The 11798-nt window shown below is 67.2% G+C and carries 13 protein-coding genes; 11 read left to right on the top strand and 2 right to left on the bottom strand.

From position 1 onward, the window contains the following. Positions 1-318: 318 nt before the first annotated feature. The 9 genes from K9D12_RS09450 to K9D12_RS09410 all read left to right on the top strand — a co-directional run bounded on the left by K9D12_RS09450 (position 319) and on the right by K9D12_RS09410 (position 7489). On the top strand, positions 319-1773 hold the full coding sequence (locus K9D12_RS09450) for a terminase large subunit domain-containing protein (RefSeq protein WP_223060088.1): 1455 nt from the start codon (positions 319-321) through the stop codon (positions 1771-1773). Positions 1774-1781: 8 nt separating this feature from the next. Further along, on the top strand, positions 1782-3101 hold the full coding sequence (locus tag K9D12_RS09445) for a phage portal protein (RefSeq protein ID WP_223060087.1): 1320 nt from the start codon (positions 1782-1784) through the stop codon (positions 3099-3101). After that, positions 3098-3634 (top strand): hypothetical protein, encoded by a 537-nt coding sequence (locus K9D12_RS09440; RefSeq protein ID WP_223060086.1) that lies wholly within the window; start codon positions 3098-3100, stop codon positions 3632-3634. The genes K9D12_RS09445 and K9D12_RS09440 overlap by 4 nt, the downstream gene beginning before the upstream one ends. Further along, positions 3631-4107, top strand: coding sequence for a hypothetical protein (locus K9D12_RS09435; protein WP_223060085.1), 477 nt, complete (start codon positions 3631-3633; stop codon positions 4105-4107). Before K9D12_RS09440 ends, K9D12_RS09435 begins: the two co-directional genes overlap by 4 nt. 11 nt (positions 4108-4118) lie before the next feature. Next, positions 4119-4289, top strand: coding sequence for a hypothetical protein (locus tag K9D12_RS09430; protein ID WP_223060084.1), 171 nt, complete (start codon positions 4119-4121; stop codon positions 4287-4289). A 117-nt stretch (positions 4290-4406) separates the two neighbouring features. Continuing rightward, complete coding sequence (locus tag K9D12_RS09425; protein WP_223060083.1) at positions 4407-5279, top strand: phage major capsid protein; 873 nt, start codon at positions 4407-4409, stop codon at positions 5277-5279. Next, positions 5279-5584, top strand: a complete 306-nt coding sequence (locus K9D12_RS09420; protein ID WP_223060082.1) for a hypothetical protein — start codon at positions 5279-5281, stop codon at positions 5582-5584. Before K9D12_RS09425 ends, K9D12_RS09420 begins: the two co-directional genes overlap by 1 nt. Further along, positions 5581-5910 (top strand): hypothetical protein, encoded by a 330-nt coding sequence (locus K9D12_RS09415; RefSeq protein ID WP_223060081.1) that lies wholly within the window; start codon positions 5581-5583, stop codon positions 5908-5910. Before K9D12_RS09420 ends, K9D12_RS09415 begins: the two co-directional genes overlap by 4 nt. Positions 5911-6274: 364 nt before the next feature. After that, positions 6275-7489, top strand: coding sequence for an MFS transporter (locus tag K9D12_RS09410; protein ID WP_223060080.1), 1215 nt, complete (start codon positions 6275-6277; stop codon positions 7487-7489). Between the two features lie 102 nt (positions 7490-7591). Here K9D12_RS09410 and K9D12_RS09405 read toward each other — a convergent pair whose 3' ends face one another. Continuing rightward, on the bottom strand, positions 7592-9049 hold the full coding sequence (locus K9D12_RS09405; RefSeq protein WP_187034751.1) for a GuaB1 family IMP dehydrogenase-related protein: 1458 nt from the start codon (positions 9047-9049) through the stop codon (positions 7592-7594). Positions 9050-9179: 130 nt separating this feature from the next. On the opposite strand from K9D12_RS09405, the gene K9D12_RS09400 reads away from it, so the two are divergent. Both K9D12_RS09400 and K9D12_RS09395 read left to right on the top strand, forming a co-directional pair. Further along, positions 9180-9833, top strand: a complete 654-nt coding sequence (locus tag K9D12_RS09400) for an MBL fold metallo-hydrolase (RefSeq protein ID WP_223060079.1) — start codon at positions 9180-9182, stop codon at positions 9831-9833. Between the two features lie 63 nt (positions 9834-9896). Further along, positions 9897-11090 (top strand): peptidoglycan bridge formation glycyltransferase FemA/FemB family protein, encoded by a 1194-nt coding sequence (locus tag K9D12_RS09395; RefSeq protein WP_223060078.1) that lies wholly within the window; start codon positions 9897-9899, stop codon positions 11088-11090. Positions 11091-11096: 6 nt separating this feature from the next. On the opposite strand, the gene K9D12_RS09390 is transcribed toward K9D12_RS09395, so the two are convergent. Beyond that, entirely contained in the window at positions 11097-11771 is a 675-nt protein-coding gene (locus tag K9D12_RS09390) for a 4a-hydroxytetrahydrobiopterin dehydratase (RefSeq protein ID WP_047312101.1), read from the bottom strand. Positions 11772-11798: the final 27 nt, after the last annotated feature.

Below are 11798 nucleotides of genomic sequence, written 5' to 3'. Positions count from 1 at the left end.
GCCTTCCCGCGCCGCTGGGTACGACGCCGCCTGGGATCGCCTCAGCCGCCGAGCGCGCCGCCTACAGCCCTTCTGCAGCGACTGCGGTGCGACCGACGACCTCACCTGTGACCACTCGCCCGAGGCATGGAAGCGAAAGGAACGCGGCCTCGCTATCCGCCTCGAGGACGTCGCCGTGGTGTGCCGCTCATGCAACTCCCGACGCGGCGCAGCACGAACCAGGGGGGAAGGGGCGAACAAAAGTCAAGCGGGAGCCTACGTTAAGTCAGAATGTGAGACACTATTTGAGAACGATTCTCGTCTAGGGGGTGTTGAGGCGTGAGGGCAGGGCCGAAGGGCAACATCGAGGCCGCGCCTCTGGACTTCTCGGACTGGACGACGGCCCGTGCTGAACGCCGCATCAGGTTCGTCGACGAGTACGTCGTCACTCCCAAGGGCGTCGGTGCCCTCGAGCCGATGCGGTTCCGTCCGTGGCAGCGTGAGATCGTCTCTGGCGCGTTCGCTGAGGGCATCCGTACCGCTCTCGTGTCGCTTCCTCGAGCGAACGGTAAGACGGCCCTCGCGGCTGCTCTGGCCGTGGCCGAGTTGTTCGTCGGCCCGCCGTCTGCCGAGGTGCTTGTCGTCGCCTCTGACCAGCGGCAGGCGAACATCGCGCTGCGTATGGCGAAGCGCATGATCGAACTCTCCCCTGAGCTTGCCGAGCGGGCGCAGGTGTTCAGCGACAAGATCGTCGTTCCCCACAATGACGCAACGATGATTGCTCTCCCGGCTGACCCTGGCGCGCTTCACGGCTGGGATCCGTCCCTGTTGATCGTCGACGAGCTGCACGTCGTGTCTGAGGCGGTGTGGGAGGCCGTGACGTCGGTGCAGGGTAAGCGGCCCGAGTCGCTGACGCTGGCTATCAGTACGCCGTCCACGTCCCCCGATTGTGTGATGTGGCGCCTCATCGAGCACGGTCGCCGTGGCGATGACCCGGCGTTCTTCCTGCGGGAGTTTCAGGCGCCGGATGGGTGCGCCACGGATGACGAGGCGGCGTGGGCTGCGGCTAACCCGGCTCTCGATGACTTCCTGAGCCGTGACGGCCTCGCGTCTGCTCGTCGCACGCTGCGAGAGCCGGTGTTCCGTCAGTTGCGTCTCGGCCAGTGGGTGAGCGGTTCGGAGTCGTGGCTGCCGTTCGGTACCTGGGATGCTCTGGCGGACCCGGAGCGGCGCGTGGAGAAGAAGGCTCGCGTGGTCCTCGCGTTCGATGGTTCCGCGTCGGGTGACTCGACGGCGCTCATTGGTTGCACGGTCGGCGATGACCCGCACCTGTTCGTCGAGGGGCTGTGGGAGAACCCCGGCGACCCGCGCTGGCGTGTCCCGCGTTCGGACGTGAGCAACGCCGTCGACGTCGCGTTCCAGAAGTACGAAGTTCTCGAGCTGGCCGCTGACCCTTGGGGTTGGAACTCCGAGATCGAGGCGTGGGCAGCGCGTCACGGTGAGAAGCGGGTGCTGATGTGGAACACGGCAGCCGCGAACCGTATGGCCCCTGCGACCGACCGGCTCTACGCGGCGACGCAGGAGCAGACCGTCACGCACGACGGCAACAAGGATCTGGCGGCGCACGTCGCGCACTGCATCGCTAAGCGAACACCGATGGGTGACCTCGTGAGCAAGGACAAGAAGGGTAGCCCCCGCAAGATCGACGCCGCTGTCGGCGCGATCATCGCGTTCGACCGTGCGTCTTTCCACACCAACAAGCCGACCAAACGAAGGGCAGTTAGTTTCCGATGAACGACACCATGATCAAGACCTTGAACGAGAAGCTGGACTCGACCGTCCCGAAGCTCGCCGAACTCGACGCCTACTGGAATGGGCAGCAGCCCGCCGCGTTCCTGTCCTCCGAGTCGCGTGAGGCGCTGGGCGACCGTCTGCGGCGCGTGTCTGTGAACTTCCCCCGCCTCGCCCTCACGGCCCTGGCGGAACGTCTGGACCTCACCGGTTTCCGTGCGGGCGGTCTGGACGCTGAACCCGACACGGACCTATGGAACGTGTGGCGTCGCTGCGGGATGGAGGAAGCATCGGCGCAGGCTCACGTCGACGCTCTCGCCTACGGCCGTTCGTTCGTCATCGTGTGGGCCGACTCCGCCGGCGCTCCGGTTGTGACGGTCGAGAGTCCGTTGCAGGTGGCTGTGATGCGCGACCCGGCGTCGCGTGAAGTGACGGCTGCGCTCAAGCGGTGGATCGACGGCAGCACGGCGCGGGCGGTCCTGTATGAGCGGGACGCGATCACGGTGCTCGAGCATCCCGGCACGATGGTTGACGCGGCTGCGATGCCTTCGACGGGCTGGACGGTCACTGAGAGGATCCCGAACCCGCTCGGCGTCGTCCCGGTCGTCCCGGTCGTGAACCGTGGTCGTCTGCTCGACGTTGACGGCGTGTCGGAGATGGCCGACATCCTCGACCTGGCGGACGCGCTGAACAAGATCAACCTTGACATGCTCGTGACGTCGGAGTTCTACGCTCGCCCCCGCCGTTGGGCGACGGGCCTCGAGGTTGTCGAGGACGAGGACGGCAACCCGGTGAAGCCGTTCAGCGCCGCTCTCGATGACGTGTGGCAGTCGGAGGCAGCAGACACGAAGTTCGGGCAGTTCGACGCCGCTCGCCTCGATGGGTACGCCGACGCTGCGGCGCTCATCACGCAGCAGATCGGCGCTCTCACGGGCCTTCCGCCGCACTACCTGGGATTGCACGGTGATCAGCCGGCGTCGGCGGACGCGATCCGTTCCGCTGAGGCTTCCCTCGTTGCTCGCGCGTACGCGCTGCACCGCACGTTCGGTACGGCGTGGGCAGCGGTTGCTCGTCTCATGCTCGCCGTCCGTGATGGTGTGGACCCTCGCACGCTGGACGTTGAGCCGATGTGGGCGAACCCGGAGACTCGCACGCCCGCTCAGGCAGCGGACGCGGCCGCGAAGCTCGTAGGCGTCGGTGTGCCGTTGTCGGTCGTCCTGGCCGACACGCTCGGCTTTTCGCCGGAGCAGGTGGAGCGGGTGCGTTCCGCTCGTCGTGGTGACGCTCTCGACGCGGCTGCGGTCGATCTTGGGAAGTTGGCCGCGTCGTGACGTACCGCGAGCAGATTCGTTCGCTGGGTGAGCAGGCGGCCGAGCAGGTCGCTGCGATCTTCGCGTCGTGGCAGGAGGAGCTGATCTCCACCGAGGAAGCCGTCGACCTGTTGGCCGCGTTCATCGCCGGCGCGAACTCGAGGGCCGTCGCCCTGGCCGACCTGTCTCTCGCGGCGACGCTCATGCAGCAGATGGGCGTCCCGGTGGCGACGTTGGGGCTCGTCCCTGACGCGGGGGATGCTGACCGGCTGCACAAGGCGGCACGAACGATCCTCGCCGTCCCTGACGTCACCCTCGAGCGGGTGCAACGCCTCGCACGGGCTGAACCGCTCGGCGCGGCATCTACGGCGTTCAGTGAGGGAGTCAAGAGGTCGCCGCACGTCACTGGGTGGGTGCGTTCGGTGTCCGGCTCCGGGTGCGAACTCTGTACATGGTGGGCGCGTGACGGCCAGGTGTGGCCCGCCGATCATCCGATGCCGACCCACAAGGGCTGCACCTGCAGCCAGATACCAACCGAGAAGGAGACAGCATGACCGACGACCAGATGACCGAGGCCGCCGAGCGCGACATCGAACGTGTCGCAGATGCGACACCTGAGACCGCCCCTGAGGGTGTCACTACTACTGACGCCCTTGAGGACGAGCGCGCCGAGGGCGAGGGATCAGATGATCCCTCCGGCGACGAGACGTTCCCCCGCGAGTACGTCGAGAAGCTGCGGAAGGAGAACGCGGACGCCCGCGTGAAGGCGAAGCGCGCCGACGACCTGGCCGCACGGCTGCACACTGCTCTTGTGGCTGCTACGGGGCGCCTGGCGGACCCGTCCGACCTCCCGTTCGACGATGCCCACCTCGAGGACGAGGACGCGCTGAACGCGGCCGTCGATGCTCTCCTCGCCCGCAAGCCGCACCTTGCTTCACGTCGCCCGGTTGGCTCAATCGGGCAGGGTGCGACGGCTCCTGCCGATAGCGTCAGCCTCGCCGGGATCCTCCGGCAGAACGCACGATGAAAGGAAATCCGATGGCGAAGTTCATCATCAACGAGAACCTGAAGCAGATGAACCAGGCGTACGAAATTGAGGCGGACATGTACCAAGAGGAGAAGGCTCGCACCGTCTTCTACAAGGACGGCAAGGAAGTGTTCGCGATGAACACCGACGCGTGCATCACGATCCGTCGCCAGGAGAGTTGAGAACGATTCTCATATTGTGAGATAGTGAAGGGGACGGGCCTGGCGCTCGTCCCCTTCACTATTGGGCCTGGCGTCCAGCGTGATCGAAACCAGATCCTCACGTACAGGAGCCCCATCATGGCTGAATCCACCACCACCGCCCCCGAGCTGACCCGCGAGCAGGTGCAGACCATCCTCGTGAAGCCCCTCGAGGCTTCTTCGATCTTCCTCGCTGCCGGCCCGCGCATCTTCGACTCGGCGTCGCCCGTTCGCATCCCCAAGCTCGGCGGCCCCGTCTCGCCCGACTGGATCGGGGAGAACGAGCAGATCACCGAGAAGGACGTCGACTTCGACGAGATCCAGCTGCTCCCCTCGACGATGAAGTCGGTCAAGGTCATCACGCGCTACTCGAACGAGCTCGCCCGTCAGTCCGTCGTCTCCCTCGACGCGACGCTGCGCGACCGCCTCGTCACCGACGTCGCCTCGAAGCTCGACACGCAGTTCCTCTCGGCCAGCGGTGACGGCGTGACGACCCCCAAGGGTCTGTTCGCCTACAGCGGCGTGCAGAACGTAGCCGTAGGCGGCAAGATCACCCTCGACGCGCTGCTCGACGCCTGGGGCAAGGCGCTCAGCGCGAACGTGAACATGGCCGCGCTCAAGTGGGTCATGACGCCGCGCGAGTTCGTCACCCTCCGCAAGCTCAAGGACGGCGACGGCCGCTACATGCTCACCCCGGACCCGACGCAGGACGGCGTGTTCCGCCTGTTCGGTGCCCCCGTCGTCGTCTCCGGTCGCGTGCCGGACACGGGCGGCTCGTCGTCCACGGGCCGTGCTGCGCTCGTCGACTTCTCGCAGATCGCCGTTGCCCGCGACGTCGCGCCGAGCGTGAAGATCCTCACCGAGCGTTACGCCGACTTCGACCAGCAGGCGATCCGTGTTGTTGCCCGCTACGACGCGGCGCCGCTGAACCCGGCCGCGATCGTCACGCTCACGGGCATCACGCCGGCCTGATGGTCACCGGCCAGGACGTAGCCGACTTCCTCGGCCAGGGCGACGACGAACAGTTCGTTGCCCTGGCCGGGCAGTCCGTCACGATCGTTACCGCAATGGCCCGCGCTTACACGCGAGACGCAGGGTTCACCGGGGCGGTTCCGAACGACGAGATCGCAGCCGTCATCACGACGGCCACGGCCCGTCTCGTCGCGAACCCGGAGCAGTTGCGCGTCACGGTCGGCGGCGTGCAGACGGACGGGTTTCAGGGATGGACCCTGGCCGAACTGTTCGTGCTCAACCGTTACCGGCGGCGCATCCGATGATCTTCCACACGAAGGTCACGACGAAGGTCCCCGGTGGCCCATCGGGCGAGTATGACGACTTCGGCAACGAGATCGTGTCTCCGCCGAAGACGGTGGCGTTCCGGGGCGAGCTGCGGCCCCTGTCTGGCGCTGAGACGGACAACGGCGCGCGGGATATGGTCATCACCCGTTTCAGGCTGTTCTACCCGCGTCGCATTGCGTTCACTGCCACCAGCACCGTCCTCGTCTCCGGCCTCGAGTACAAGGTCGTTGGTGAGCCCGAGCCGCACAGCATCGGCGGACGGCTCCACCATCACGAGGTGCTCCTAGAACGCGTCACGGGGTAGTCGTCGCCAACCTCCGTGACACGACGGCGAGGGCTTTGGTTGAGCTTTGCCTCTCGCCGTGAACCGCCCCCCGGTCTTCATCTGCTTCTACGGGGGGCGGTTCGCTGTCCGCAAATAGTCCGCAAAAGGTCTGACAACACCCCGAAGTCGGCAGTAACCGCCAACTAGGGGAGTGGCTCAACTAGCCCGGAACGACGCACCAAACAGCGATAAGCAATCAGCGGCAACAATCGACCAAAACAGGTCCGGCACAACCCGGCTTACAGGCCGGCTCATCCCACCATCTCCCCGCAGCGCACTGTCGAACTGTCGGTGACTTCCTTGCAGAACCGCCTGGTCGGCGCGCATGCGGCACACTTCGTGGGTGGAGAGACGGACGCAGGGCGTGTTGGCCGGCCAGGTGGCGAGCTGGCTGGGCGACGCCTTCCAGGTGGTCGCGTTGCCGGTAGCCATCGTCCTCGCCCACGGAAGTGCGGGCCAGATGGCCGCCGCCATCACGGCCACCACCGTCGCACGCTTGGTGTTCACGCTCTTCGGCGGAGTGTGGGCCGACCGGGTGCAGCCGCGGCTCATCATGGCTCTCACCGACGTCGTGAGGGCCATCTCGGCGGCGGTGCTCGCCGCGGCCTTTGCTTTCGGCGCCTGGTCGACGCCGCTCGTCATCGTGTGCGCCTTCGTCAGTGCAGCGGCGGGCGCCTTCTTCGGGCCAGCCTTCATGACGTGGCGACGAGCCGTCATTCCCGCCGATCAGCGTCAACGCACGAACGGCACGCTGACCAGCCTGCGTCAGCTCATGCTCATGCTCGGACCCGTGACAGGCGGCGCGGCCGTGGGATTCGCCGGGCCGGCCTTCGGGTTCACCCTCAACGCTGTGACGTTCGTGGTCTCCCTCTCCGCGGTGCTGGCCTGGGCGCGCCCGGTCGACATCGTGCGGACGGAAGGATCCGAGGCGTTCACAGCGCAGCTCGTGGCGGGCTGGCGCGCCGTGCGCTCGCGCTCTTGGCTGCTCTGGGGCCTGTTGGCCGCGGGTTTCTACCACATCGGCAACGGCGCGGTGCTCGTGCTCGCCCCGCTGCTCGTCGCGTCGGAACTCGGGGGCGCACACGCCGTCGGCATCGTCGCTGCTGCCGAGGGGCTCGGCGGTTTTCTCGGCGCTGCGCTCGGGGCGCGCATTCATCTCAAACGTCCGCTGTTCACCGGCTGGGCACCGCTCATCCTCATGCCGCTGTGGGCGTTCAGTTTCGCGGTGTTCCACTCGGTATGGCCTATCGCGGTACTCGCTGCCATCGGCTACGCGGGACTGCTGTTCTACGACGTGCACTGGGAAACGGCGATCCAGCATGCCGTGCCGGGTGAGCTCCAAGGCCGCGTGCACTCGTGGGACATCCTCATGTCCTTCGTCGCGCTGCCGCTCGGCTCGATGCTGGCGGCGCCCCTGGCGGCAGCCTACGGAGCTCGTCCGGTCATCGCCGTGGGAGCGTGCTTCCTGCTCGTCGCGTCCGTCGTACCTCTCTTCATCCGCAGCATGCGGACCTTCGAGGTGCCGAGCAGCGCGGAGAGCAAGGCTCCTGCCGGGTGAGCACCGGGTCAGACAGCGTCAGTAGGTTCGCTCGGCGAGTTGAACAACAGCTGCCCCCGCCCGAATCGTCTCGGGTGGGGGCAGCACAGCGTCAGGGCCAGGTCACCAGCTCGTGTGACGCGGGCGCCCCTCGTCGTAGCCGGACGCGCTCTGAACACCGATGCGAGCCTTCGCGCGGAACTCCTCGATGTTCTTGGCGCCCGCGTACGTGAACGAACTGCGCACGCCCGCGATGATCGAGTCGAGAAGATCCTCGACTCCGGGTCGCTGATCGTCGAGGTACATACGCGAGCTCGAGATGCCCTCCTCGAACAGGGCCGAACGAGCACGGTCGAACGCACCCTGGGCGGACGTGCGGTTGCGCACCGCACGGGCCGAGGCCATGCCGAACGACTCCTTGTAGAGGCGCCCGTCGGCGTCCCGGTTGAGGTCGCCGGGAGACTCCCAAGTGCCGGCGAACCAGGAACCGATCATGACGGACGCGCCGCCGGCGGCCAGCGCGAGCGCGACGTCACGCGGGTACTTCACGCCGCCGTCGGCCCACACGTGAGCGCCGAGTTCACGGGCTGCTGCGGCGCACTCGAGCACCGCGGAGAACTGGGGACGGCCCACGCCGGTCATCATGCGCGTCGTGCACATGGCGCCCGGCCCGACGCCCACCTTGATGATGTCGGCGCCTGCCTCGACGAGGTCACGCGCGCCGTCAGCCGTCACGACGTTGCCCGCCGCGATCGGTACGCGACGCCCGTTCGCGGCCTCGAACTCGTCACGCACGCGACGCACCGTGCCGAGCGCCTCGATCATCTTCTCCTGGTGACCGTGCGCGGTGTCCACGACGAGCACGTCGGCGTGGGACTCCAGCATCGTGCGGGCCTTCGTCTCGACGTCACCGTTGATGCCGATGGCCACACCGATGGCGAGGCGCCCCTGTGGGTCGAGAGCCGGGGAGTAGATCGTCGAACGCAGAATGCCCCGTTTGGTGAGCACACCGACGAGCGCGTCGTTCTCCACGACGACCGCGAGATCGCGGTGTTCGCGTTCGAGCAGATCGAATGTGTCCTGCAGGTCGCCGCCCGCCTCGACGACCGTGATGTCCTTCGACATGACGTCGGCGATGACGGAGAACCGGTCGACCTCGAGGCAGTGCTTCTCGCTCACGAGGCCGAGCGGCGTGTTCTCGTCGTCGACGACGACAGCCATGCGGTGAGCACGCTTGCCGAGCAGGGCGAGGACGTCGGAGACCGGAGCGGTGGGGGCGATCGTCACCGGCGTCTCGTAGACCGTGTGGCTCGCCTTGACGTCCCGGATCGTTTCCTGGACGGCGGCGATCGGAATGTCCTGGGGAAGGACGGCGATGCCGCCGCGGCGCGCGATCGTCTCCGCCATGCGTCGGCCGGAGATCGCGGTCATGTTGGCCACGACGAGCGGGATCGTGGTGCCCACGCCGTCGGGCGTCGTGAGGTCGACGTCGAGGCGGCTCGTCACGTGCGAGCGCGACGGCACCATGAAGACGTCGTTGTACGTGAGGTCGTACGGGGGCTGATCGGTGATGAAGTCCACGTCCGTCAGCCTATCCGCAGCCACCGACAACACCCTGGAGACGTTGGGGTCCAGGCGAATCGGCATCCGCTTCGCGCGAAGGTCGAGCCCTCCTTCCCACACCGCGGCGTGTGTGCCTACCGTGAGGGGCATGAAGCTCACGCACCACGGACATTCCTGCATCGAACTCTCCGTCGCCGACGCGACCGTCCTGTTCGACCCGGGCACGTTCAGCTCCTTCGACGACGTTGCGGGCCTCGACGCGATCGTCGTGACGCACCAACACCCGGATCACCTCGACCCCGACCGCCTCGACGCCCTGCGCGAGGCCAACCCCGACGCCGCGTGGTTCGCCGACCCACAGACCGCCGAGCAGCTGCGCGACAAAGGCCTCGACGTCACGGCGACGAAGGCGGGGGAGACCTTCTCCGTCAAGGGCGCGCGTTTCGAAGGCGTCGGTGCGACGCACGCCGAGATCCACCCGTACATCGAGCGGATCAGCAATGTCGGCATCGTGGCGAGCGGCGACGGGGAGCCGCGCCTGTTCCACCCCGGCGACTCCCTCGAGGGGCGCCCCGAGAACGTCGACTATCTCTGTCTTCCCCTGGTGGCGCCGTGGTCCGCCGTGCGCGAGACGATTGCGTTCGTGCGAGCCGTCGAGCCGAAGCACGTCATTCCGATCCACGACAAGGTGGCGGCGGACCGAGCACGCGGCATCTACCTGGGGCACGTGCGCGACTACGGTCTCGACGGTGGCGTCGATGTCATCGAGGTTCCCGAGGGAGAGAGCGCCGCGCTCTCCTGAACGGAGCGGCCGCCCGGCGTGGACGTTTCGAGGGGGTCGCCGTGAGCCGATAGCCTGACTCACATGACGCTCACGGTGACCCCCTGCCACGACCGCGACGAGTGGGACGATCTCGTCAACTCCTCCGGCGGACACCCCCTGCAGCTGTGGGGATGGGGCGAGTTGAAGTCGCAGTACGAGTGGAGTGCCGACCGGGTCGTCGTGCGTGACGGCGCACGGATCGTCGGCTCCGCGCAGGTGCTGCTTCGCACGCTGCCCCAGCCGTTCAAGTCACTCGCGTACGTCCCGCGTGGCCCGCAGGCCCAAGAGGCCGACCGTGGCCGCGTCGTCGAGGCACTCGCCGACTACGTCAAGCGCACCCACGGGCCGATCGGCATCACGATCGAACCCGATTGGGAGGCCCCCTTCTCCCCGCTGGAGAAGGGCGTTTCGGACGAAGACCTCGCCGAGAGGATTGCGGCACCGTCCTCGGACTGGCTGGCCGATGTCGAAGCTGCGGGCTACAAGCGCAGCGAGAACACGGGGCTCATCCCGCGCACTCTCATCGTGGACGTGACGCGCGACGAGGACACCATCATGAAGGAGCTGTCGAGCTCCACCCGCCAGAACGTGCGCAAGTCGTTCAAGGCCGAGAACGTGCGCTTCGGCCTCGTCACCGAGCAGTCCGACCTCGACCAGGTGCTGGCCATCAACAAGGAGACCGCGAAGCGCGCCAACTTCGCCGTCCACTCCGACCTCTACCACGAGCAGATCCGCGATTTCATGGGGCCGGCTTCGCAGCTCATCGCGGCCTGGGAGGGTGACGAGGTTGTCGCCTTCGTCTGGCTCGTTGTCTCGGGCAAGACGGCGTTCGAGCTCTACGGCGGCGTCAACCCGCGCGGTATGAAGCTGCGCCTCAACTACGGCCTCAAGTTCTGGGCGATGAAGCACGTCAAGGAACAGGGCGTCGAGCGCTACGACTTCAACGGGCTGCTCAACGACGGTATCTCCGACTTCAAGCGTCAGTTCGCCAAGCACGAGGACATGCTCGTCGGCACCTACGACAAGGCTCTCTCGCCGCTCTTCCCCGTCTTCGCGACGGCGCTTCCGGTGGTCCGCTCGACCCTCAAGCGCGGCGTTCCCGCCGCGAAGAAAACGGTCGCCAATCTCAAGAGCGACCCCAAGGCCGCCCTCGTCGCAGCCGCGTCGGGCGCGCGGGCGAAGGCCTCGGAGGCCAAGGCCAAGCGTTCTGAGGGTGCGTGGACGAAGCTCGACTGAGTCGAGTCAGCGGCCCTCGGGCGTACAGATGCAGTGACGGTTGCCGTCGGCGTCCTCGACGACCCAGTACGCAGGTGCCGCGGCATCGCTGACGAGGCGCCCGCCGGCGTCGAGGACGGCCGCGAGACGCTGTTCCGCAGCGTCGGCCGCGACCCATACGTCGATGTGCCAGCGCTGCTCGACCTCGGACGGCGGAAGCTGGGGGCCGCCCTCGTCCTCGTCCGGGTTCTGCCACCACACCGTCGGAACCTGACCTGTGGAGTCCACCGGCTCGCCGTTCTTCAGTGACGAGCCGAGCAGCGCCGCGTAGAACGGGCCGAGGTCATCGTGACGGCGCGTGTCCAAACCAAGGTCGGGCTGGGTGAGACCCGCGACGTCAGCCTCGACGCCGAGATCGCGTGCGTGGTCGCCGACGGTCTTCGCCAGAGCCAGATCGCGACTCGTGAGCCCGCCGACGTCGTGGCTGACGAGCGACACCACGACATCGGTGTACGTGAGCGTGATGTCGGGGTGGTGATCCATCTCCTCCGCGGACGCACCGATGCGATCGACGAGGGCGAGGCCCGTGGCGAAGTCCTTCGTCGCGTAGCGCGCCTTGAGGGAACCCATGATCTGCGCCCAGCCGGCCGGGGCAGTCTCACGGACCTCGGCGGCGCTGAGCTTCTTCTTCGGGTCGGTCATCGTCGTGTCCTCTCGGTCGGTTTCGAC

Source organism: Dermacoccus sp. Tok2021 (assembly GCF_019895135.1).
GTDB lineage: Bacteria > Actinomycetota > Actinomycetes > Actinomycetales > Dermatophilaceae > Dermacoccus > Dermacoccus abyssi.
The sequence above is the reverse complement of the archived record's forward strand: the minus strand, read 5'-3'. Positions and strand labels throughout refer to the sequence as shown.